The 22,476-nt window shown below is 72.7% G+C and carries 23 protein-coding genes; 13 read left to right on the top strand and 10 right to left on the bottom strand.

Annotated features, from left to right (window positions below):
• Window positions 1-16: 16 nt before the first annotated feature.
• A complete protein-coding gene (locus tag ACH4K1_RS21900; protein WP_398090943.1) occupies window positions 17-808 on the bottom strand; it encodes a metal-dependent hydrolase in 792 nt (263 codons plus the stop codon).
• Between the two features lie 79 nt (window positions 809-887).
• Between ACH4K1_RS21900 and ACH4K1_RS21895 the strand changes: the two genes are divergently transcribed.
• Window positions 888-3,461: an RNA helicase gene (locus ACH4K1_RS21895; RefSeq protein ID WP_228992353.1), complete on the top strand. Its 2,574-nt coding sequence runs from the start codon at window positions 888-890 to the stop codon at window positions 3,459-3,461.
• Between the two features lie 47 nt (window positions 3,462-3,508).
• Window positions 3,509-4,384, top strand: coding sequence for an acyl-CoA thioesterase (locus ACH4K1_RS21890; RefSeq protein ID WP_398090942.1), 876 nt, complete (start codon window positions 3,509-3,511; stop codon window positions 4,382-4,384).
• Window positions 4,385-4,690: 306 nt separating this feature from the next.
• On the opposite strand, the gene ACH4K1_RS21885 is transcribed toward ACH4K1_RS21890, so the two are convergent.
• From ACH4K1_RS21885 to ACH4K1_RS21875, 3 genes are all read right to left on the bottom strand, one after another.
• The gene (locus ACH4K1_RS21885; RefSeq protein WP_398090941.1) at window positions 4,691-5,101 is read right to left on the bottom strand and encodes a four-helix bundle copper-binding protein; all 411 of its coding nucleotides are present in this window, start codon (window positions 5,099-5,101) and stop codon (window positions 4,691-4,693) included.
• A 143-nt stretch (window positions 5,102-5,244) separates the two neighbouring features.
• Entirely contained in the window at window positions 5,245-5,763 is a 519-nt protein-coding gene (locus tag ACH4K1_RS21880) for a DUF4396 domain-containing protein (RefSeq protein ID WP_398090940.1), read from the bottom strand.
• A gap of 318 nt (window positions 5,764-6,081) precedes the next feature.
• Complete coding sequence (locus ACH4K1_RS21875; RefSeq protein WP_398090939.1) at window positions 6,082-6,333, bottom strand: DUF6011 domain-containing protein; 252 nt, start codon at window positions 6,331-6,333, stop codon at window positions 6,082-6,084.
• A gap of 300 nt (window positions 6,334-6,633) precedes the next feature.
• Between ACH4K1_RS21875 and ACH4K1_RS21870 the strand changes: the two genes are divergently transcribed.
• Genes ACH4K1_RS21870 through ACH4K1_RS21860 form a run of 3 tightly spaced genes read left to right on the top strand, consistent with a single transcriptional unit; the run spans window position 6,634 to window position 9,091 of the window.
• Complete coding sequence (locus ACH4K1_RS21870) at window positions 6,634-7,971, top strand: chloride channel protein (protein WP_398090938.1); 1,338 nt, start codon at window positions 6,634-6,636, stop codon at window positions 7,969-7,971.
• Window positions 7,972-8,028: 57 nt separating this feature from the next.
• Window positions 8,029-8,553 (top strand): GNAT family N-acetyltransferase, encoded by a 525-nt coding sequence (locus ACH4K1_RS21865; protein WP_398090937.1) that lies wholly within the window; start codon window positions 8,029-8,031, stop codon window positions 8,551-8,553.
• 49 nt (window positions 8,554-8,602) lie between these two features.
• Complete coding sequence (locus ACH4K1_RS21860; RefSeq protein WP_398090936.1) at window positions 8,603-9,091, top strand: glutathione peroxidase; 489 nt, start codon at window positions 8,603-8,605, stop codon at window positions 9,089-9,091.
• Window positions 9,092-9,181: 90 nt separating this feature from the next.
• On the opposite strand, the gene ACH4K1_RS21855 is transcribed toward ACH4K1_RS21860, so the two are convergent.
• Window positions 9,182-10,408, bottom strand: a complete 1,227-nt coding sequence (locus tag ACH4K1_RS21855; protein WP_118900888.1) for an acyl-CoA dehydrogenase family protein — start codon at window positions 10,406-10,408, stop codon at window positions 9,182-9,184.
• Window positions 10,409-10,598: 190 nt separating this feature from the next.
• Between ACH4K1_RS21855 and ACH4K1_RS21850 the strand changes: the two genes are divergently transcribed.
• Window positions 10,599-11,267 carry a TetR family transcriptional regulator gene (locus tag ACH4K1_RS21850; protein WP_398090935.1) on the top strand — a complete coding sequence of 223 codons (669 nt, stop codon included), beginning with the start codon at window positions 10,599-10,601 and terminating at the stop codon, window positions 11,265-11,267.
• A 61-nt stretch (window positions 11,268-11,328) separates the two neighbouring features.
• Here ACH4K1_RS21850 and def read toward each other — a convergent pair whose 3' ends face one another.
• Window positions 11,329-11,874 carry a peptide deformylase gene (gene def, locus ACH4K1_RS21845; RefSeq protein WP_398090934.1) on the bottom strand — a complete coding sequence of 182 codons (546 nt, stop codon included), beginning with the start codon at window positions 11,872-11,874 and terminating at the stop codon, window positions 11,329-11,331.
• Window positions 11,875-11,988: 114 nt separating this feature from the next.
• On the opposite strand from def, the gene ACH4K1_RS21840 reads away from it, so the two are divergent.
• From ACH4K1_RS21840 to ACH4K1_RS21810, 7 genes are all read left to right on the top strand, one after another.
• Window positions 11,989-13,227, top strand: coding sequence for a MurT ligase domain-containing protein (locus ACH4K1_RS21840; protein ID WP_228992343.1), 1,239 nt, complete (start codon window positions 11,989-11,991; stop codon window positions 13,225-13,227).
• Between the two features lie 34 nt (window positions 13,228-13,261).
• Window positions 13,262-13,990 carry a type 1 glutamine amidotransferase gene (locus tag ACH4K1_RS21835; protein ID WP_398090933.1) on the top strand — a complete coding sequence of 243 codons (729 nt, stop codon included), beginning with the start codon at window positions 13,262-13,264 and terminating at the stop codon, window positions 13,988-13,990.
• A 178-nt stretch (window positions 13,991-14,168) separates the two neighbouring features.
• Window positions 14,169-15,194: a 6-phosphofructokinase gene (locus tag ACH4K1_RS21830; protein WP_398090932.1), complete on the top strand. Its 1,026-nt coding sequence runs from the start codon at window positions 14,169-14,171 to the stop codon at window positions 15,192-15,194.
• Window positions 15,195-15,331: 137 nt separating this feature from the next.
• On the top strand, window positions 15,332-16,282 hold the full coding sequence (locus ACH4K1_RS21825) for a cytochrome c oxidase assembly protein (protein WP_398090931.1): 951 nt from the start codon (window positions 15,332-15,334) through the stop codon (window positions 16,280-16,282).
• Between the two features lie 66 nt (window positions 16,283-16,348).
• Window positions 16,349-16,507: a hypothetical protein gene (locus tag ACH4K1_RS21820; protein ID WP_228992339.1), complete on the top strand. Its 159-nt coding sequence runs from the start codon at window positions 16,349-16,351 to the stop codon at window positions 16,505-16,507.
• A 175-nt stretch (window positions 16,508-16,682) separates the two neighbouring features.
• A complete protein-coding gene (locus ACH4K1_RS21815; protein WP_398090930.1) occupies window positions 16,683-17,399 on the top strand; it encodes a lysophospholipid acyltransferase family protein in 717 nt (238 codons plus the stop codon).
• Window positions 17,400-17,484: 85 nt separating this feature from the next.
• Window positions 17,485-18,516 (top strand): NAD-dependent epimerase/dehydratase family protein, encoded by a 1,032-nt coding sequence (locus tag ACH4K1_RS21810; protein WP_398090993.1) that lies wholly within the window; start codon window positions 17,485-17,487, stop codon window positions 18,514-18,516.
• 31 nt (window positions 18,517-18,547) lie between these two features.
• Here ACH4K1_RS21810 and ACH4K1_RS21805 read toward each other — a convergent pair whose 3' ends face one another.
• The 4 genes from ACH4K1_RS21805 to ACH4K1_RS21790 form a co-directional block, all read right to left on the bottom strand.
• Complete coding sequence (locus tag ACH4K1_RS21805; RefSeq protein WP_398090929.1) at window positions 18,548-20,131, bottom strand: alpha/beta hydrolase; 1,584 nt, start codon at window positions 20,129-20,131, stop codon at window positions 18,548-18,550.
• Between the two features lie 155 nt (window positions 20,132-20,286).
• On the bottom strand, window positions 20,287-21,072 hold the full coding sequence (locus ACH4K1_RS21800; RefSeq protein ID WP_398090928.1) for an urease accessory protein UreD: 786 nt from the start codon (window positions 21,070-21,072) through the stop codon (window positions 20,287-20,289).
• A complete protein-coding gene (ureG, locus tag ACH4K1_RS21795; RefSeq protein ID WP_398090927.1) occupies window positions 21,069-21,746 on the bottom strand; it encodes an urease accessory protein UreG in 678 nt (225 codons plus the stop codon). Before ureG ends, ACH4K1_RS21800 begins: the two co-directional genes overlap by 4 nt.
• 58 nt (window positions 21,747-21,804) lie before the next feature.
• Window positions 21,805-22,467 carry an urease accessory protein UreF gene (locus tag ACH4K1_RS21790; RefSeq protein ID WP_398090926.1) on the bottom strand — a complete coding sequence of 221 codons (663 nt, stop codon included), beginning with the start codon at window positions 22,465-22,467 and terminating at the stop codon, window positions 21,805-21,807.
• Window positions 22,468-22,476: the final 9 nt, after the last annotated feature.

Genomic DNA, 22,476 nt, shown 5'->3' with positions numbered 1-22,476 from the left:
AAGGTGCGGCGGGGCGTCATATGACGTTGAGGGCGGCGGCTCCGCCGAGGCCTCCGAGGATCATGAAGACGGGCATCAGCACCTTCATCTCCACCCAGCTGCCGGCCCGGAAGCGCATGGCCTTCGGCGGTCCGAGCGGGTACCAGCGCTTGCGGCCGATCGGGATGGGCCACAGGATCGGGCAGCCCGAGACGGTCAGGGCGTCGCCGATGTCGTGGACGAGCGCGCCCAGCACGATGGGCAGGCCCAGCCACATGTACTCCTGGCCGGGAGCGTCGAACAGCCAGTCGGCGCCGTGGCCGGGCTTGTCCAGGACGCCCGCGAGGATCCAGGCGCTGGTCGCGCCGAGCAGCCACACCAGGATGTCGCTGGAGACGCGGGCGGCCCGCCACAGCAGCCCCTCGACGGCGAGGACGAGGTGGACGAAGAGGATCGCGAGGACCGCCCAGCGACCGCCGGTGACGGCGGCCGCGGAACATCCGCCGCCGACCAGGACGGCCCACACCCAGGTGTGGGTCAGGGTGCGGTGGCCGCCGGTGCGGCGGGGGTCGCCGGCGCCCTTGGTGGCCTTGTAGACGGCGTAGGAGAGCTTGTCGACGATCTCGCAGAGGGTCTTGGAGACCGGGCCGAAGGCGCGCGAGATGGTCGCGGACTTGTGGTCGAGGTCGGGGGCCAGCGCGGCTCCCGCGCAGATCAGGGCCCCGACGACGAGCACGGGCCAGGGCATCGCGTACCCCGCGGCGGTGGCCGCCGCGCCCACCCCCAGCCAGGCCGCCGCCCCGGACAGGGAGTGTGCCGGTCCCATCATGGTCTTTTCCCGCCCCCGGTGTCGCGTGCGCCCGTCACCGGTACGGAGCGGGCAGGTCGAAGACCGCAGCGTATCGCCCATGATCTTGGTCGCGTCGGCCGGTTCCCTCATCCGGGCGGAAGACAGGCAAGATGGGGGCGTGACCCTCATCGACCAGCTTCCCCAGACCGCCGACCCGGACGCCCTCTTCGAGGCCTTCTCCTCATGGACCGAGAGCCAGGGCATCACGATGTACCCGGCTCAGGAGGAGGCGCTGATCGAGGTGGTGTCCGGGGCGAACGTGATCCTTTCCACCCCGACCGGCTCGGGCAAGAGCCTGGTGGCGGCGGGCGCGCACTTCACGGCGCTGGCCCAGGACAAGGTCACCTTCTACACGGCCCCGATCAAGGCGCTGGTCTCGGAGAAGTTCTTCGACCTGTGCAAGCTGTTCGGCACCGAGAACGTCGGCATGCTCACCGGCGACGCCTCCGTCAACGCGGACGCCCCGGTGATCTGCTGTACGGCCGAGGTGCTGGCCTCCATCGCGCTGCGCGACGGGAAGTACGCCGACATCGGCCAGGTCGTGATGGACGAGTTCCACTTCTACGCCGAGCCGGACCGGGGCTGGGCCTGGCAGATCCCGCTGCTGGAGCTGCCGCAGGCGCAGTTCGTGCTGATGTCGGCGACGCTCGGCGACGTCTCGATGTTCGAGGAGGACCTGACCCGGCGCACCGGCCGCCCCACCTCCGTGGTGCGCTCGGCGACCCGTCCGGTGCCGCTCAGCTACGAGTACCGCTTCACGCCGATCACCGAGACGCTGACCGAGCTCCTGGACACCCGGCAGTCGCCGGTCTACATCGTGCACTTCACGCAGGCGGCGGCGGTCGAGCGGGCGCAGTCGCTGATGAGCATCAACATGTGCACCAAGGAGGAGAAGGAGAAGATCGCCGATCTGATCGGCAGCTTCCGCTTCACCACCAAGTTCGGCCAGAACCTCTCCCGTTACGTACGCCACGGCATCGGGGTGCACCACGCGGGGATGCTGCCCAAGTACCGCCGGCTGGTGGAGAAGCTGGCCCAGGCGGGGCTGTTGAAGGTGATCTGCGGGACGGACACGCTCGGCGTCGGCGTCAACGTCCCCATCCGCACGGTGCTGTTCACGGCGCTCACCAAGTACGACGGCACCCGGGTGCGGACGCTGCGCGCGCGGGAGTTCCACCAGATCGCGGGCCGGGCCGGGCGGGCCGGGTTCGACACGGCGGGCTTCGTCGTGGCGCAGGCCCCCGAGCACGTCATCGAGAACGAGAAGGCCGTCAAGAAGGCGGGCGACGACCCGAAGAAGAAGCGCAAGGTGGTCCGCAAGAAGGCTCCGGAGGGCTTCGTCGCCTGGTCGGAGACCACCTTCGACAAGCTGATCCAGTCCGAGCCGGAGCCGTTGACCTCCCGCTTCCGGGTCACGCACACCATGCTGCTCGCGGTGATCGCCCGGCCGGGCAACGCGTTCCAGGCGATGCGGCACCTGCTGGAGGACAACCACGAGCCGCGCCGGGCGCAGCTGCGGCACATCCGGCGGGCCATCGCCATCTACCGTTCGCTGCTGGACGGCGGGGTGGTGGAGCAGTTGGAGACGCCGGACGCCGAGGGCCGGATCGTGCGGCTGACGGTCGACCTCCAGCAGGACTTCGCGCTGAACCAGCCGCTGTCCACCTTCGCGCTGGCCGCGTTCGACCTGCTGGACGCCGAATCGCCCTCGTACGCGCTGGACATGGTCTCGGTCGTGGAGTCGACGCTGGACGATCCCCGGCAGATCCTGGCCGCGCAGCAGAACAAGGCGCGCGGCGAGGCCGTGGGGCAGATGAAGGCGGACGGCGTCGAGTACGAGGAGCGGATGGAGCTGCTCCAGGAGGTCACGTATCCGAAGCCGCTGAGCGAGCTGCTGTGGCACGCGTACGACGTGTACCGCACGAGCCACCCGTGGGTGAACGACCACCCGGTGTCGCCGAAGTCGGTGATCCGCGACATGTACGAGCGGGCCATGACGTTCACGGAGTTCACCTCGCACTACGAGCTGGCCCGGACCGAGGGCATCGTGCTGCGGTATCTGGCGAGCGCGTACAAGGCGCTGGAGCACACGATCCCGGACGACGTGAAGTCGGAGGACCTCCAGGACCTGATCTCCTGGCTCGGCGAGATGGTGCGCCAGGTGGACTCCAGTCTGCTGGACGAGTGGGAGCAGTTGGCCAACCCCGAGGTGGAGACCGCCGAGCAGGCCCAGGAGAAGGCGGACGAGGTCAAGCCGGTCACGGCCAACCCGCGCGCCTTCCGGGTGCTGGTGCGCAACGCGATGTTCCGGCGGGTGGAGCTGGCCGCGCTGGACCGGGCGGGCGCGCTGGGCGAGCTGGACGGCGACTCCGGGTGGGACGAGGACGCGTGGGGCGAGGCCCTGGACGCGTACTGGGACGCGCACGAGGAGATCGGCACCGGACCGGACGCGCGCGGCCCGAAGCTGCTGAAGATCGAGGAGGACCCGGCGCACGGGCTGTGGCGGGTCTGGCAGGCGTTCGCCGACCCGGCGGGCGACCACGACTGGGGCATCCGGGCCGAGGTGGACCTCGCCGCGTCCGACGAGGAGGGCCGGGCGGTCGTCCGGGTCACCGAGGTCGGCCAGCTGTGAGCGGGGCCCCCGGAGCGGAACGAGTGGAAGAAGTGGAGAGCGACGGTATGACGAATCCGGCCGAGCGCCTGGTGGACCTCCTCGACCTGGAGCGGATCGAGGTCGACATCTTCCGGGGCCGCAGCCCCGAGGAGTCCCTGCAACGGGTCTTCGGCGGGCAGGTCGCCGGCCAGGCGCTGGTGGCGGCGGGCCGGACCACCGACGGGGACCGGCCGGTGCACTCGCTGCACGCCTACTTCCTGCGGCCGGGGCGGCCCGGGGTGCCGATCGTGTACCAGGTGGAGCGGGTGCGGGACGGGCGGTCCTTCACCACCCGGCGGGTCACGGCCGTCCAGGAGGGCCGGACGATCTTCAATCTGACGGCGTCCTTCCACCGGCCCGAGGAGGCGGGGTTCGAGCACCAACTGCCGCCGGCCAGGATCGTCCCGGACCCGGAGGAGCTGCCGACGGTCGCGGAGGAGGTGCGCGAGCACCTGGGTACGCTGCCGGACGCGCTGGAGCGGATGGCCCGGCGGCAGCCGTTCGACATCCGTTACGTGGACCGGCTGCGCTGGACGCCGGAGGAGGTCGAGGACGCCGACCCGCGGAGCGCGGTGTGGATGCGGGCGGTGGGGCCGCTGGGCGACGATCCGCTGGTGCACACCTGCGCGCTGACGTACGCGAGCGACATGACGCTGCTGGACGCGGTCCGCATCCCCGTGGAGCCGCTGTGGGGGCCGCGCGGCTTCGACATGGCGTCCCTGGACCACGCGATGTGGTTCCACCGGCCGTTCCGGGCGGACGAGTGGTTCCTGTACGACCAGGAGTCGCCGATCGCCACGGGCGGGCGGGGGCTGGCGCGCGGCCGGATCTACGACCGGTCGGGGCAGTTGCTGGTGTCGGTGGTGCAGGAGGGGCTGTTCCGCCGGCTGGACCGGCCGTAGGGGCGCTCTGGCGGTGCTTCCCGCCGGGTGGGCGGGCTCGCCCGCCGGCCCCGGATCGGCTCCGCTCCGCGAGTCCGGAACCTCCTGGGCGATGACGACAGCCGGTTCCGGGGACGTCTTGCGCGGGTCCGGCGCGGCCGGACCCGCGGCGCATCCCGGGGCTCCGTCGGTCCGAACTGCGGATACGACCCTCCCGGGGCCGGGCTTTCCCTTGCGGGGGCGGGCCCGTGGCCCCGCCCCCGCGCGCCGGGCCGCCGGCTTCTCCGTGGGACAGCCGAACGCACGCGTTCGGCCGGGAGCGCGCGTTCAGCCGAGGGCGCCGAGGAGCTCGTCGCACGCCCGCGCGCAGGAGCGGCAGGCTTCCGCACAGATGCGGCAGTGCTCGTGCATCTCCGCGTGCCGTCCGCATTCGTCGGCGCACGAGGTGCAGACCACGGCGCACGCCCTGAGGATCGCCGCGGTGACGTTGGCGTCGTAGCCGGTGTGCCGCGAGAGCACCGCCGCGGTGGCGGTGCAGATGTCGGCGCAGTCCATGTCGGTGCGGATGCACGTGGCGAGTTCGCCCACCCGGCTCTCGGACAGGCAGGCGTCCGCGCACGCGGTGCACACCTGCGCACAGGCGACGCACTCCTCGATGCAGGCGATGAGCTTGGCCCGGTCGATGCCGCCGAGGTCGGCCGGGTAGGTGGCGAGCATGTCCTTGACGGTGCTGGTCATCGTCGGTGCCTCCGTTCTCCGCGGGGCCGGCGGACCGGTGCGTCCGCCGTCGAAGCCCCCGGCACCTTCCAGGTAACGCCCTCTGACGCGACCCCGCCCGTTCGGACGCCGGGTACGGTCGGCCGCGGCGGAGGGGGCCGCAGTCAGTGGTGGGCGTGGACGACGGCATGGCCCTTGCCGCGGCCGATCATCCACTTGTTGACCGGCGTGGTGACCACGAAGGCCACGGCCAGGCCGCCCAGCAGCGCCGTCCAGAACAGCGCGTCCGACAGGTGGGCGTCCATCGCGCCGGGGGTCAGGGCGATGATGCCGTTGTCGACGAGCTCCATCACCGCGATCGAGACGGTGTCGGCGGCCAACGCGACCTTGATCGCGCTCTTCCAGTCCAGGCCGCCCCGGCGGACCGAGAACAGCGTGAAGGAGTAGCCGAACACGAACGCCAGGGCGATCGCCAGGATCATCGTCTGAACGTTGCCCCACAGCAGGGCGGTGCCGATGACCATGCCGAGGATCTCACCGATCGCACATCCGGTCAGGCAGTGCAGCGTCGCCTTCGCCGCCGCCCCCCAGGAAGCACCCCCGGGCGCGTGTGCGTCGTGGCCGCCGGCCCCGTGGGCCCCGTGGTCGTGAGCGGCGCCGGTGTCGTGTGTGCCGTGTTCCATGACCGTCCTCCCGTCTCGTCCCGTGCGGGGCCGCTCCATTGGCCCCGCACTACGGAACCATATACCCCCTAGGGGTATTCCGCAGGGGGAATTCGGCGAACGGCGGGCGCTCGGGGGCCGAAGCTCCGGCGCCCGCCCGGTCCGAGTGGTTCAGCCCGGCCGAGCAGGGCGTTCCTCCGGTCGATCCCGGAGGTCTGCGAAGTGGGGGCCGGGCCTCCCGCCCTCTCCGCCTTCCCGCCGCGCCCTCGTGCCGCTGATCGCGAGCCGCGTCGAGGCGGGGCCGGACACCTTGTCCGGGAGATTCCCGCCGGGAGTTCCTCACGTGCCCGGCAGCGGGTCCTGTTCCACCTCGTGGCGGCGGGTGCGGATGTCCGGCGGCGCGGGGTGCAGCTTGGCGTCGCAGGTCGGGCCGAGGCCGCTGCGGCGGGAGCCGGCCCCGGTGAGCGGCCGGCCGCAGAGGCGGCAGCGGACGAGGGGGCGGCGTTCGGGCGCCTCGGCGTCGGCCGTCGCGTCGCGGACCGCCGCGTCGGCCCCGGGCAGCGGTTCGGGGAAGGCATCGGGTGTGTCCACGCGCTGATCCTCCCAGTTCGGGCGGGGGGCCGCCCATGGGGGCCGCCGGGTCCGGTACGGCGGACCGCGACGGGTCGGATCACCGGGCGCGGGCGGACACGGTGGCCGCCGGGCTGCCTCCGGCGGGCGGTTCGGCCCGGGGCCCGGCCGGCCCGCCGGGGCCGAGCGGCTGACCTTGCGCGCCGGAAGGCGTGTCCCGGGCAGCGCGGCACGGTCCGTTCCCCTGCCGCGTGGTACTCCGTCGTGAACCCGCGGGGCGCGTCCCCTCGCCGGGGGCCGTCACGCCGAGGAGCCGAGACCATGCCGCCTGAGCCTCCCGTCCCTCCCTCCCCCGTACGGAAGGACCCGTACGCGCCGGTCCGCACGCGAGGGTACGCGGGGCTGCTGGTGATGGCGGCGGTCCTCGGCGTCCCGGTCTCCGCGATCGCGTTCGGTTTCCTGGCCCTGGTCGCGGAGCTCCAGTCGCTGACGTACACGGAGCTTCCGAAGGCGCTGGGCTTCGAGGGGACGCCGTCGTGGTGGCCCCTCCCCCTGCTGGGCGTCGCCGGCCTCCTCGTCGGCCTCGTCGTCCGGCGGCTGCCCGGCGGGGGCGGGCACCGGCCGGCGGAGGGACTGGTGTCCACCGGCGCCCCGGCTCCGGCGGACCTGCCGGGCATCGTGCTCGCCGCGCTCGTCTCGCTGGGGGCGGGCGCCGTGCTCGGGCCGGAGGCGCCGCTGATCGCACTGGGCGGCGGACTGGCGGTCTGGGCGGCGAACCGCCTGCGGCCCGGCCTGGCTCCGGAGGCGCGGGCGCTGGTCGGGGCGTCGGGGAGCTTCGCGGCGGTGAGCGCCCTGCTGGGGTCGCCGTTGCTGGGTGCGTTCCTGCTGATGGAGGCGGCGGGGCTGGCCGGGCCGATGCTGGGCGTGGTGCTGGTGCCGGGGCTGCTCTCCGCGGGGGTCGGCGCGCTGATCTTCACGGGGCTGGGCTCCTGGACGGGGCTGGGAACCTACTCCCTGAACCTGGGCGAGGTGCCGCGGGCGGCGGACCCGGACGTCGCGGAGTTCGGCTGGGCGCTGGTCCTCGGCGTCGCCGCGGCCTTCGCGGGCGTCGGTGTCCGGCGGTTGTCGCTGGCCCTCCAGAAGCGGGTGGAGCGGCGGACCGTGGCGGCCACGGCGGTGCTGGGGCTGGCCGTCGGCGCGCTCGCGCTGGTGTACGCCGAGACGTCGGGGAGGGAGGGCTCCGAGGTGCTGTACTCGGGCGAGCACGCGCTGGGCGGTCTCCTGTCGGGGAGCGCGGCGTACTCGGTGGGGGCCCTGCTGCTGCTGATCGTCTGCAAGTCGCTGGCCTACTGCGCCTCGTTGAGCTGCTTCCGGGGCGGTCCCGTCTTCCCCGCGATGTTCGTGGGCGCGGTGGGCGGCATCGCCCTGTCCCACCTGCCGGGGCTGCACCCGACCGCCGGTTTCGCCATGGGCGTCGGCGCGATGTGCGTGGCGATGCTGCGGCTGCCGATGACCTCGGTGCTGCTTGCCACGCTCCTGCTGGGGAAGGAGGGGCTCACCGTGATGCCCCTGGTGATCGTGTCCGTGGTGGTGGCGTACGTGGTCACTCTTCGGCTGACGCCTGTCCCGGTGGACAGGCGCGGGCCGGAAGCGGTGTGATCGTCCCCGTGGGTTTCCTCCCGGCCCCTGCTCCCGCTTCGCGAAAGGACCCTCCTCATGACCGAGATCGTCCACGTCTCCGCCCCCGAGCTGGTCACCTACGCCGACGAGTTGGCCGGCCTGCTGGTCGAGACCGTCGAGGAGGGGTCCTCGGTGGGCTTCCTGGCGCCGTTGGACCGGGAGGCCGCCGCGGTCTGGTGGCGGGAGCGGGCCGCCGCCGTGAAGGCCGGCAGCATCGACATCTGGATCGCACGGGACGGCGGCCGGGTCTCCGGGACCATCGCCCTGGTGCGGGCGCCGCTGCCGAACGCCCGGCACCGCGCGGAGGTCGCCAAGCTGATGGTCCGGCCCTCCGCCCGCGGCCGGGGCCTCGGCGGGGCGCTGCTGGCCGCCGTCGAGGCGTACGCGGCGGCCGAGGGCATCACGCTGCTGATCCTGGACACCGAGAGCGGCAGTCTGGCCGAGCAGGTCTACTGCAAGGCGGGGTGGACGGAGGTGGGGAGCGTGCCGGGATACGCGGCGGATCCGGCGGGCAGCCTGAAGCCGACCACTTTCTACTACAAGGAGCTCGCCGCTCCGTGAGCGGCGGACGGCGCCATCCGCACCACACGCGATGACCAGGGAGAGTTTCATGACGCTGCACGACATTCCGCTGCGCACCCTCGTGGGCGAGCCGACCACGCTGGGCGCGTACGGCGGCCGGACCGTCCTGGTGGTCAACGTGGCCTCCCGGTGCGGGCTCACCCCGCAGTACGAGGGCCTGGAGCGGCTGCAGCAGACGTACGGGGACCGGGGGCTGACGGTGCTCGGCGTGCCGTGCAACCAGTTCGCCGGGCAGGAGCCGGGGAGCGCGGAGGAGATCCGGACGTTCTGCTCGGCGACGTACGGGGTCACCTTCCCGCTGCTGGAGAAGACCGACGTCAACGGCGAGGGGCGGCATCCGCTGTACGCGGAGCTGACGAAGGTGGCGGACGCGGACGGGGAGGCCGGGGACGTCCAGTGGAACTTCGAGAAGTTCGTGGTCTCGCCGGCGGGTGAGCCGGTGGCCCGGTTCCGGCCGGGTACGGAGCCGGAGTCCGCCGCGGTCGTCTCGGCGATCGAGGCGCAGCTGCCGGGCTGAGGCACGGGGCTGGAACACGGGGCGGCCGGGGACGGCGAGGTCCCCGGCCGCCCCCGCCGGCTCCGTCGGCGCGGCCGTTCCGCTGCTCCGCTAGCGGATCGGCATGCCGGAGAGCGTGCGGGCGATCACCAGGCGCTGGATCTCGCTGGTCCCCTCGAAGATGGTGTAGATCGCCGCGTCGCGGTGCATGCGCTCGACGGGGTACTCGCGGGTGAAGCCGTTGCCGCCGAGGATCTGGATGGCCTGCGCGGTGACGTCCCGGGCGGTCTCGCTCGCGTACAGCTTGGACATGGAGCCCTCGGCCGAGGTGAACGGCTTCCCCGTGGTGGCCATCCAGGAGGCGCGCCAGACCAGCAGCCGGGCCGCGTCGATGCGGGTGCGCATGTCGGCGAGCTGGAAGGCGATGCCCTGGTTGTCGATGATCGGGCGGCCGAACTGGCTGCGGGTCTTCGCGTAGTCGAGGGCGACCTCGTAGGCGGCGCGGGCGGTGCCCACGGCCATCGCGCCGACGGCCGGGCGGGACGCCTCGAAGGTGGCCATCGCCGCGTTCTTGACGCGTTCGCCGCCGGACTTGGCGCGCTCCCGGGCGCGGGCGAGGCGCTCGTCGAGCTTCTCCTTGCCGCCGAGGAGGCAGTGGCCGGGGACGCGGACGTCCTCCAGGACCACCTCGGCGGTGTGGGAGGCGCGGATGCCGTGCTTCTTGAACTTCTGCCCCTGGGAGAGGCCCGGGGTGTTCGGCGGCACGATGAAGGAGGCGTGGCCCTTGGAGCCGATGTCGGGGTCGACGACGGCGACGACGACGTGGACGTTGGCTATCCCGCCGTTGGTCGCCCAGGTCTTGGTGCCGTTGAGGACCCACTCGTCCTTGGCCTCGTCGTAGACGGCGCGGGTGCGCATCGAGGCGACGTCCGAGCCGGCGTCGGGCTCGGAGGAGCAGAAGGCGGCGACCTTCACGTCGTCGGCGTCGCCGTACATCTGCGGGATCCAGGTGCCGATCTGCTCCTCGGTGCCGTTGGCGAGGACGCCGACGGCCGCCAGGCCCGTACCGACGATCGACAGGGCGATGCCCGCGTCGCCCCAGAACAGCTCCTCCATGGCCATGGGGATGCCGAGACCCGTAGGGTCGAAGAACTGCTGGGCGTAGAAGTCGAGGGAGTAGATGCCGACCTTGGCCGCTTCCTGGATGACGGGCCAGGGCGTCTCCTCACGCTCGTCCCACTCCGCGGCGGCGGGGCGGATGACGTCCGCCGCGAAGCCGTGGAGCCACTCCTTGACCTGCTTCTGGTCGTCGTTGAGCTCAAGCGTGAACTCGGCCATGTTTTCCCCTCCAGGCACTGCTGCGGAAAAGCGCGCGTTACTTGCGGTAACAACAGTCTGTTACCGGCAAGTAGCCACTGTCAACCGCCCCGGAGCCGATCCGGAGCCGTCGGCGCGGAGTGTTACGTTGCGCGGGCGTGCAGGAGCGATGCGACGCATCGCGTGGCCAGGGGTGGGAGAAGAAGACGACATGGAGACCGCACGAAACGCCGAGCGGCAGCGGACCGCGGCCGAGAGCCGTAGGCGCGAGTTGCTGGAAGCGGCGGACCGGGTGGTGCTCAGGGACGGACCGCACGCCTCGATGAACGCCATCGCCGCCGAGGCCGGGATCACCAAGCCCATCCTCTACCGCCACTTCGGGGACAAGGGCGGCCTCTACCGCGCGCTGGCCACCCGCCACACCGACGCACTGCTCAGCGCCCTGCGGGCCGCCCTGGACGCGCCGGCCGACCGGCGCCGGCGGGTGGAGGCCACGCTGGAGACCTATCTCGCCGCGATCGAGGCCCGCCCCCAGGTCTACCGCTTCCTGATGCACCCCGCCGACGGGCCGGCCGACGCCTCCCCCGCCGACGCCTCCTCCGAGCAGGGCTTCGACGTCGGCCGGCACTCCGTCCCGCTGCTGCGCCGCCTCGGCGAGGAGCTGGGCCAGGTGATCGCCGAGCGGGTCGACCTGGGCCCCGACAGCGAGCGGACCGCCCGCATCTGGGGCCACGGGATCGTCGGCATGATGCACGCGGCGGGCGACTGGTGGCTCGGCGACCGGCCCTGCTCCCGCGAACACCTGGTCCGAGCCCTGGCCGATCTGCTGTGGGGAAGGCTCGCGGAGGCGGGCGACCTCCAGGACGGCCCGGGTTTCTGAGCGGAGCTCCGGACGGCCCCGGCAGCCGTCCGGACCGGGACTCAGCCTCGCGAACCGGGACTCAGCCTCTTCGCGCCCAGGGGGCCCTGCGCGCCGCCCGCAGCGCCCTGGCGCGCCGCAGCCCGGTCAGCCGGTCGGTGTAGACGGTGCCCGCCAAGTGGTCGCACTCGTGCTGGAGGCACCGGGCGAACCATCCCGTTCCGGCGATCCGGACCGGTTCGCCGGTCATCGTCAGCCCCTCGACGACCGCGTGGTCGAAGCGTTCCGTGCCCGCTTCCAGCCCCGGAAGTGACAGACAGCCCTCCGGTCCGCGTACGGTGAGTCCGTCCGCCTCGACCAGCTCGGGATTGACCACGTGTCCCAGATGGCGGACATCGTCGTCGTCCGGGCAGTCGTAGACGAACACCTTGAGCGGGACGCCGATCTGGTTGGCGGCGAGCCCGACACCCCGTGCGGCGTACATCGTGGCGAACATGTCCTCGACCAGCCGGGCCAGCGACGGGCCGAAGTCCGTGACGTCCTCGCAGCCGCGATGGAGCAACGGGTCGCCGAACAGACTCATCTCACGGACGAGTCCGGAACTGCCGGGGATCGGGCGGTTTCGCATGGCGGCAAGCGTACGTTCCGCCGGGACCGGGGCGTTCCCCCGGTGCCGCGGTGCGGCCGTGGCGCGGGACATCGATAGGCTGGGCGCGGACCGATGCAAGGAGGATCTAGGACGATGGCAGGCAACACGGAGCCGTTGTCGCCGCGGGCCAAGCTGGCCGTGACGGCGGGCAAGGCCGCGGCGGCGGTGTCACGCGCCGCGGGGCGGGGCAGCGGATCGGTGATCGGCGGCCGGGTGGCGCTCAAGCTCGACCCCGACCTGCTGGGGCGGCTGGCGCAGCACCTGGACGTGATCCTCGTGTCGGCGACGAACGGCAAGACGACCACCACTCGGCTGATCGCCGAGGCGCTGCGGGCCGCCGGGCCCGTCGTGTCGAACGCGCTCGGCGCCAACATGCCCGCGGGCATCACCTCGGCGCTGGCCGGCGGCTCGGACGCGAAGTTCGGCGTGATCGAGGTGGACGAGAAGTACCTGGCGGGGGTCGCCCGCGACACCACGCCCAAGGCGATCGCCCTGCTCAACCTCTCGCGCGACCAGCTGGACCGCGCGGCCGAGACCCGGATGATGGCCGAGCACTGGCGCGAGGGCCTGTCCGGCTCGAAGGCCGTGGTCATCGCCAACGCGGACGACCCGCTGGTCGTCTGGGCGGCCTCCTCCTCGCCGAACGTGGTGTGGGTGGCGGCCGGCCAGGCGTGGAAGGACGACGCCTGGTCCTGCCCGTCCTGCGGCGGTGTGATGCAGCGGCCCGGCGACGACTGGTTCTGCGGGCAGTGCGGCTTCCGCCGCCCCGCCCCGAGCTGGGCGCTCAACGGCGACTACGTCCTGGACCCGCACGGTTCGGCATGGCCGATCCACCTCCAGCTGCCGGGCCGGGCGAACAAGGCGAACGCCGCGACGTCGGCCGCCGTGGCCGCCGTCTTCGGGGTGCCCCCGCAGGTCGCCCTGGAGCGGATGTACCAGGTGCAGGCGGTGGCCGGGCGCTACGACGTCGTCACCTTCCAGAACCGCGAGCTGCGCCTGCTGCTGGCGAAGAACCCGGCCGGGTGGCTGGAGACGTTCTCACTGATCGACCCGCCGCCCACGCCGGTGATCCTCTCGGTCAACGCCCGCGGCGCGGACGGCACCGACACCTCCTGGCTGTGGGACGTGGACTACACCCAGCTGGCGGGCCACCCGATCTTCGTGCTCGGCGACCGGAAACTGGACCTCGCGGTCCGCCTCGAAGTGGCCGGTCTCGACTTCCGGGTCTGCGAGACGCTCGACGAGGCCGTGCAGTACGCCCCGCCCGGCCGCATCGAGGTCATCGCCAACTACACCGCCTTCCAGGATCTGCGCCGTCGTGTCGGCAACTGACCCCGGCCCCGGCCACCTCCGGAGAGGACGAAGCATGAGCAACAACGGTCTGCGTCTGGTCTGGGTCTACCCCGACCTCCTCAGCACCTACGGCGACCAGGGCAACGCGCTGGTCGTGGAGCGGCGGGCCCGGCAGCGCGGTCTGGACGTGCAGCGCGTGGACGTGCGCAGCGACCAGCCGGTGCCGACGTCCGGCGACATCTATCTGATCGGCGGCGGCGAGGACCGGCCGCAGCGGCTCGCGGCCGAGCGGCTTCGGCGGGACGGGGGGCTCAGCCGGGCCGCCTCCAACGGCGCGATCATCTTCTCGGTCTGCGCGGGCTACCAGATCCTCGGCCACGAGTTCGTCAACGACCTCGGCGAGCGCGAGCAGGGCCTCGGTCTGCTCGACGTGGTCTCCACCCGCGGCGAGGGCGCGCGGTGCGTCGGCGACGTCCTGGGGGACATCGACCCCCAGCTCGGGCTGGAACCGCTGACCGGGTTCGAGAACCACCAGGGCGTCACCCACCTGGGACCCACGGCGCGGCCGTTCGCCCGGGTGCGGTTCGGCAACGGCAACGGCACCGGGGACGGCACGGAGGGCGCGTTCAACGACACGGTCTTCGGGACGTACATGCACGGTCCGGTGCTGGCGCGCAACCCGCAGATCGCCGATCTGCTGCTGAAGCTGGCCCTGGACGTGAACGCGCTGCCGCCCACCGACGACCGCTGGTACGAGGCGCTGCGCGCGGAGCGGATCGCGGCGGCCACACAGCCCGCCTGATGAGGCGTTTTCCGCTCGCTTGAGCGGCGTCCGCCTGAGGGGTTTCCCGCTCGATCGAGCGGAGTCCAGCAGGCGGACGGCCGGTTCGGTCCCGCCACCCTGCGCCGGTAGGGTGGCGGGGATCCAACCGGACGACGTGGTCCGGTCGTCGACTAAACGTTGCAAAGGTTCTCGGGCCATGCGCATTGGTGTACTCACCTCCGGCGGCGACTGCCCCGGCCTCAACGCCGTCATCCGTTCCGTGGTCCATCGCGCGGTGGTGGACCACGGCGACGAGGTCATCGGATTCCACGACGGCTGGAAGGGCCTGCTGGAGTGCGACTACCGCAAGCTCGATCTCGACGCGGTGGGCGGCATCCTGGCCCGCGGCGGCACGATCCTCGGCTCCTCCCGTGTCCAGCCCGCGCATCTGCGTGACGGGGTCGAGCGCGCCCGCGGCCATGTCGCGGACCTCGGTCTCGACGCCGTCATCCCGATCGGCGGCGAGGGCACCCTGAAGGCCGCCCACCTCCTCTCCGAGGCCGGGCTCCCGATCGTCGGCGTCCCCAAGACCATCGACAACGACATCGCCTCCACCGACGTCACCTTCGGCTTCGACACCGCCGTCGGCGTCGCCACCGAGGCGCTGGACCGTCTGAAGACCACCGCCGAGTCGCACCAGCGGGTGCTGATCGTCGAGGTCATGGGGCGTCACACCGGCTGGATCGCGCTGCACTCCGGGATGGCCGCCGGGGCCCACGCCATCGTGGTGCCCGAGCGCCCCTTCGACATCGAGGAGCTGACCGAGCTGGTCGGCAAGCGTTTCTCGGCCGGCAAGAAGTTCGCCATCGTGGTGGTCGCCGAAGGCGCCAAGCCCCGTGAGGGCTCCATGCAGTTCGAGCAGGGCGTCAAGGACGTCTACGGCCACGAGCGGTTCGCCGGGGTGGCGACCCAGCTCTCCGGCGAGCTGGAGCAGCGGCTCGGCAAGGAGGCCCGCCCGGTCATACTCGGCCACGTCCAGCGCGGCGGCACGCCGACCGCGTACGACCGGGTCCTGGCGACCCGGTTCGGCTGGCACGCGGTGGAGGCGGCGCACCGGAGCGAATTCGGGATGCTGACCGCGCTGCGCGGCACCGACATCGTGATGGTCCCGCTGGCGGAGGCGGTCGAGACGCTGAAGACGGTCCCGGCCGAGCGGTACGCCGAGGCGGAGTGCGTGCTCTAGGGAGGGAGTGCGTCCTCCGGAGAGAGGGACACACCCGCCCAGAACTGCCCCCGGCCGCATCCGCGGCCGGGGGCAGTTCTACTCTGGACCGGACAACCGGCACGAAACGGGGACGCGTCCCCATCGGGAGCGAACTGATGGATCACAGCGGGCACGGCATGAACATGGATCTGCCGCCGTTCACGCTGGGGCGGGGGCTGGAGCTCTCCGTCGAGCCGTTCTTCCTGACCGGCTGCCTCCTGGCGCTCGCCCTGTACGGGTACGGCGTGGTGCGGCTGCGTCGGCGCGGGGACGGCTGGCCGGTGAACCGGATCGTGTTCTTCACCGTGGGCGTGCTGAGCATCGCGCTGGTGATGTGCACCAAGCTCAACGACTACGGCATGGTCATGTTCAGCGTGCACATGGTGCAGCACATGGTGATCAGCATGCTGTCGCCGATCCTCCTGCTGCTGGGCGCCCCGGTGACGCTGGCGCTGCGCGCGCTGCCGCCGGCCGGCCGGGGGCGGACCGGACCGCGCGAGCTGCTGCTGAAGCTGCTGCACAGCCGATACATGAAGATCATCACGCATCCGGTGTTCACGATCCCGCTGTTCATCGCGAGCCTCTACGCGCTGTACTTCACCCCGGTCTTCGATTTCCTGATGGGTTCCAAGCCGGGCCACCTCGGGATGATGGTGCACTTCCTCGCGGTCGGCCTGGTCTTCTTCTGGCCGATCATGGGCGTGGACCCGGGGCCGCACCGGCCCGGCTACCTGATGCGGATGCTGGAGCTGTTCGCCGGGATGCCGTTCCACGCCTTCTTCGGGATCGCGCTCATGATGGCGTCGACGCCGATGGTGGAGACGTACCGGAACCCGCCGGCCTCGCTGGGCATCGACGCCCTGAGCGACCAGAACTGGGCGGGGGGCATCGCCTGGGCGTTCAGCGAGATCCCCTCCGTGCTGGTGCTGATCGCGCTGGTCTACCAGTGGTACAACTCCGAGCAGCGCGTCGCCCGACGCACGGACCGGGCCGCCGACCGCGACGGCGACAAGGAGCTGGAGGCGTACAACGCCTATCTCGCCTCTTTGCAGGCGCGCGGACAGTAGCGCGGAGGGCGCGTTCGGGGCGACCATGGTGGGAACGGCCGCGCGGCCGACGAGGAGCGTGCGCGCATGTCCGGATCGACGAAGACCATGGGATACCTGACCGTCGGGGCGCTGGTCGCGGTGACCGCGTACACGGTGGCGCTGGGAAGCAGCGGCTGGCTCTGGTTCGGCTGGGTGGTGCTGGGGCTGTGCGCCCTCGGCATGCTGGCCACCCAGGACACCTGAGCGCCGCGGACGGGGTGACCACGCCTGACGGGCCCCGTGGCGGGTACGAGTCGAGGAACCGGTTCATCCCGGTCGCACGGGGCGCCGGGGCCTACGCTGTGGCTCCCCGGCACCACCGCGTCGGGGTGAGCGAGCGGTCCCGAGTCGGCCCGGCAGAGCGAGGTGCGCCCTCAACGTGTTCTATTACGTCCTGAAACACATCGTGCTGGGACCTGTGCTGAGGCTGCTGTTCCGTCCTCGCATCGAGGGTCTGGAGAACATCCCGGAGGACGGCGCGGCGATCGTCGCGGGCAACCACCTCTCCTTCTCCGACCATTTCCTGATGCCGGCGATCCTCAAGCGCCGCATCACCTTCCTGGCGAAGGCCGAGTACTTCACGGGCCCCGGGATCAAGGGCCGGCTCACCGCCGCCTTCTTCCGCAGCGCGGGCCAGATCCCGGTGGACCGGTCCGGGAAGGACGCGGGGCGGGCCGCCATCCGCGAGGGGCTCGGCGTGCTGGGCAAGGGCGAGCTGCTGGGGATCTACCCGGAGGGCACCCGCTCGCACGACGGCCGGCTCTACAAGGGCAAGGTCGGGGTCGCGGTGATGGCGATCACCGCGGGCGTGCCGGTGGTCCCCTGCGCCATGGTCGGCACCTTCGAGATCCAGCCGCCCGGCCAGGTCGTGCCGAAGATCAAGCGGGTCGCGATCCGGTTCGGCGAGCCGTTGGACTTCTCCCGGTACGCGGGCATGGAGAGCCAGAAGGCCGCGATCCGGGCCGTGACGGACGAGATCATGTACGCGATCCTCGAACTCTCCGGTCAGGAGTACGTGGACGAGTACGCGGCCAAGGTGAAGGCGGCCGAGCAGGACGCCGTACCGCCGAGGAAGTTCCCGAAGCTGCGACGCTGAGCGCGAATACGCCACCGGCAGAGCAGCCTCGCCCGAGCGGGCGCCCTCCCCTAGCGTCGCCTCCATGAGCAGAGGACACGCATGGGTGCTGGGAGCGACGGGTCAGATCGGGCGGGCCGCTGTGCGGGCGCTGGCCGCGGACGGCTGGGAGGTCACCGCGGCCTCGCGCGGCGGGGACCGGGACGGGACGTGGGACGCCGGGGTGCGCGCGGTGGCGGTCGACCGGGACGAGGAGGGGGCGCTGGAGAAGGCGCTGGGCGACGGCTGTGACGTCCTGGTCGACATGGTGGCGTTCGACGGGGCGCACGCCCGGCAGCTGACGGGGCTGGCCGGCCGGGTCGGGTCCGCCGTGGTGATCTCCAGCGGCGCGGTGTACGAGGACGATCGGGGCCGCAGCTTCGACACCCAGGCCGAACCGGACGGCTTCCCCCGCTTCCCGGTGCCGCTGGCGGAGACGCAGGCCACGGTGGCGCCGGGTGGGACCACGTACGGGACGCGCAAGGTCCTGCTGGAGCGGGAGCTGCTGGCGGCGGGCGACGCGCTGCCGGTGACGCTGCTGCGGGCGGGCGCGGTCCACGGCCCGTACTGCCGCACCCCGCGCGAGCTGTACTTCGTGAAGCGGCTGCTGGACGGCCGGAGGCGACGGGTGCTCGCGTACGGGGGCGAGAGCCGCTTCCACCCGGTCCATGTGTCCAACGCTGCGGAGCTGGTCCGGCTCGCCGCCGCCCGGCCGGCCTCCCGGCTGCTGAACGCGGGCGACCCCGAGGCCCCCACGGTCGCGGAGATCGCGTCGGCGATCGACGCGGTGTTCGGCCGGGAGACGGAGACGGTGCCGCTCGACGGCCCGCCGCCCGAGGGAGGGGTCGGGGAGACGCCGTGGAGCGGTGCCCACCCGGTGGTCTACGACATGAGGGCCGCCGAGGAACAGCTCGGCTACCGGCCGGTGACCGGGTACGCGCAGTCGCTGCCGGAGACGGTCGAGTGGATCGCCGGGGAGCTGGCGGGGCGCGACTGGCGCGAGGCGTTCCCGAAGATGCACAGGAACTACGGCGAGGCCCTGTTCGACTACGCGGCGGAGGACGCCTGGCTGGAGGCGTACGACCGGGGGCGGCGCTGAGCGGTCCCCGGTCGTACGCCTTGCGCGTGGTCTACGGCTTCGGCGTGGCGTGCGGGGCGCACGTCACGTCGTGCCGACCGGTCTCCCCGGTGAGCAGGTAGGCGTCCACCCGCTCGTTGACGCAGGGGTTGACCAGTCCGGTGACGCCGTGGGATCCGGCGTCCTTCTCGGTGATGAGCCGGGAGCCCTTGAACCGCTTGTGCAGCTCGACCGCGCCCGCGTACGGGGTGGCGGCGTCGCGGGTGGACTGCACGATGAGGACCGGCGGCAGGCCCTTGCGGGTCTTCACGTCCAGCGGTGTGTGCTGCTGGGACGGCCAGGTGGCGCAGGGCAGGTTCATCCAGGCGTTGGCCCACGTCATGAACGGGTACTTCTCGTGCAGCCGGGTGTTGTCCCGGTCCCAGGTGCGCCAGTCGGTGGGCCACGGGGCGTCGGCGCACTCGACGGCGCTGTAGACCGCGTTGCCGTTCTCGGCGGCGGCGTTGCCCGCGAGGTCGCTCATGTCGGGGGCGGCGGCGTCGACCAACGCCTGGGTGTCACCGGCCCGGTAGGCGCTCCAGGTCTTGGCGGTGGGGGCCCAGGCGGAGTCGTAGTACGGCGCGCTCTGGAAGAAGCCGATGAGCTCGGCGGGTCCGACGACGCCCCCGATGGGCTTCTTCTTGGCGGCGGCCCGCAGCTCCAGCCACGCCTGCTCGACCTTCTGCGGGGTGTCGCCGATGCCGTAGACGGCGTCGTGCTGCGCGACCCACGCCTTCCAGTCGTCCCAGCGCGTCTGGAAGGCGATGTCCTGGTTCAGGTTCGCCCGGTACCAGATGTTCTTCCGCGACGGGTCGACCACGCTGTCGACGACCATGCGCCGCACGTGGTCCGGGAAGAGCGTGCCGTAGACGGCGCCCAGGTAGGTGCCGTAGGAGACGCCGAGGAAGTTGAGCTTCTCCTCCCCGAGCGCGGCCCGGATGACGTCCAGGTCGCGTGCCGTGTTCGGCGTGGTCATGTGCGGCAGCATCGCGCCGCTGCGCTCGCCGCACCCCTCGGCGTACTCGCGGGCCAGCTTGCGCTGGGCCCGCTTGTCGGCCTCGCCGTCGGGGACCGGGTCGGCCTTGGGGGCCTTGACGAACTCCTGCGGGTCCACGCAGGAGATCGGGGCCGAGCGGCCGACGCCGCGCGGGTCGAAGCCGACGAAGTCGTACGCCTTCGCGGTCTTCGCCCACAGCGGGTTCTTGTTGGTGATCCGGGTGGGAAAGCGCATGCCCGAGCCGCCGGGGCCGCCCGGGTTGTAGAGCAGCGCGCCCTGGCGTTCGCGCTCCGTGCCGGTGCTGACGTGCCGGTCGACGGCGAGCTTGATCTTCTTGCCGTACGGCTCGGCGTAGTCGAGCGGCACGGTCACCCAGCCGCACTGGATGGGGGCGGCCAGCCCCCAGTCCGCCGGGCAGTCCTTCCAGTCGATCCCGGTCTGCGCCGCCCGGTGCGCCGCGACCGCGACCCCGCGCGCCTCCGCGTCGCCCCGCCCGTGACGGCGGCCGTCGGCGCTCGCGGCGGGTGCGGCCATCGCCCCCGCTATGAGCGTGCCCGCGACGAGAGCCCCGGCCGAGCCGAGCACCGTGGTACGTCTCACGTGGAACCTCCCCCTTCATCCGATCCCCCGCCGAGGGACGGCGAGGTCATCGGTACGTAGCGGGGATCCTCGCGCCTGCGGGGCGCCCGGGGCCAGGGCGTACACCTGTTTCTTTACCGAACCCATAACCGGTGAAGGGCGTTCGCTGAGCGGACTCAGCCGCCAAAGCCCTCCTTCAGCCCGTCCAGCAGCCCGCGCACCGCATCGTCCAGGATTCCGCGCAGCAGCCGGGCGTCGGGGGCCAGGGCGGTCACCAGGACGGCGGGGCCGGCCAGCGGGGTGAGGGCGGCGGTGGGGCCGAGGAGGCGCGCCGGGGGCGGGGCCTCCTCGAAGGCCGGGTCGGCGAGGAGGAGTTGGCCGGCCGCCCGGTGGCCGGCGAGGACGGCGGGGCCGTTCCAGCCGGCGGGCGCGCCGGGGCCGTACGCCAGTTGCTGGTCGAGGAGGGGGTGGCCCGCGCGGTGGACGGTGAGGCGGGTGGTGAGCGCGCCGGCGGGTTCGTCGTGGCGGCCGAGGATCTGCTCCTCGCGCAGCAGCAGGCGGGCGGTGGAGGCGAGTTCGACCCGGGTGGTCTGGTGCAGGTCGCTGCCTCGGGCGGAGACGAGTTGTTCGGGCAGCCAGCGCAGGACGGCCCCCTCCCCCACGCGCAGGTCCACCGTGTACGTGGACGGCCCCGTCTCCGCCCGGGGCCCGGGGAGGGCGATGGTGGCCGCGGCCGCGTCGACGGTGAGGCGTGCGCCGTCCGCGATCTCGGCCTCGATCGCCAGCCGGTCGCCGTTGAGCGGGGCGCTCATGGCGCCGACGACGGTGACCCGGGCGTACGTGGGCCGCGGGGCGCGGGTGCGGCGCAGGGCGAGCGGGCCGTCGCTCACCAGGACGGGCAGGGCGCTCCCGCCCCGCCCGTCCGGCTCGGCGCGGAGCCGGGCCCGCGCGTGGACGCTCACGCGGTCCAGGCGGCGAGCTGTGCCCGCACCCAGTCGGCGACCGGCCCGACGCCTTCGGCCGAGGTCAACGAGGTGAAGGCGACGGGGAGTCCGCCGCGCTGCTTCTCGGCGTCCTGGGCCATCCGTTCCAGGTCGGAGCCGACGTGGGGGGCGAGGTCGGTCTTGTTGACGACGAGGAGGTCGGCGGTGGTGACGCCGGGGCCGCCCTTGCGGGGGATGTCGTCGCCGCCGGCCACGTCGATGACGAAGATCTGGGCGTCGACCAGGCCTTTGGAGAAGGTGGCGGTGAGGTTGTCCCCGCCGGACTCCACGAGGATCAGGTCGAGGGGGCCGGTCGTCTCCTCCAGCTCCTCGACGGCTTCGAGGTTGGCGGAGATGTCGTCGCGGATCGCGGTGTGCGGGCAGGCGCCGGTCTCGACGGCCCGGATGCGCTCGGGCGGCAGGACCGCTTGGCGGAGCAGGAAGTCGGCGTCCTCGCGGGTGTAGATGTCGTTGGTCACGACGGCGATCGAGAGCCGGTCGCGCAGCTCCCGGCAGAGGGCGGCGACGGTGGCGGTCTTGCCGGAGCCGACCGGGCCGCCGAGCCCGATGCGCAACGCGCGGCGGGCGCCGTCGGGGCGGGTGGCGTCGGCGCTGACGGCGGCGGGGCCGCCGTGGGCGTGTCCGAGGTGCATGGGGGCTCCGGTGGTGTTCGAAGGGCGTGGGTCGCGAAGGCGGTTGCGGGAACCGCCGCTACGAGGCGAAGAGGCGGACCGGCCAGGCGGCGTGCGCCTCGGCGGTGATGTCGAGGAGCGGGGCCGAGGCGGCGGGCAGGGCCTCGATGCCCTGCCGGGCGGCCTCGGCGGCCTGCGCGGCGACCCGGTCCACCTCGGGGGCGAGCCGGGCCAGTACGGCGGTGGCGTGGAAGGGGTCGAGCGAGAGGAGGCGGACGACGGCGGTGGCGGGGCCGCTCACGGTGTCGTACGCGGTCCAGTGGGCGGCGTCCTCGGGGCCCAGGCCCGCCGACCGGGCGGTGAGTCCGAGGACGACGGGCTGGTGGGCGCCGCGCGGCCGGGCCCGGGCGAGCGCGTCCAGTTCGGGGCTCGGCCAGGTGGCGCGGGCGGCCCGCATCATCTGGCGGCCCAGCTTGCGGGCGGTGGCCCGCAGGGCGGGTGAGGGCGTACGGGCGTCGGCGGCCCCGTCGAGGACGAGCGGGTCGAGTCCGTGGGCCGCCGCCGCAGCGAGCGCGGCGGCGGTGAGGCCCGCGGTGTGCAGCCGGCCCCGGCAGAAGTCGGCGAGGGAGTCGGCGTCGTGGACGCGGCCCTCGGCGACGGCCGGTTCGGCGCCGCCGGAGTGGGCGTGGCCTCCGGCGGGGAACCGGCCGTCGGAGAGGACGAGGAGTGCGGCGCGGGACACGGTGCGGGC

Origin of the sequence: Streptomyces sp. NPDC017448 (assembly GCF_044330565.1) — a bacterium.
Lineage (GTDB): Bacteria > Actinomycetota > Actinomycetes > Streptomycetales > Streptomycetaceae > Streptomyces.
The sequence above is the reverse complement of the archived record's forward strand: the minus strand, read 5'-3'. Positions and strand labels throughout refer to the sequence as shown.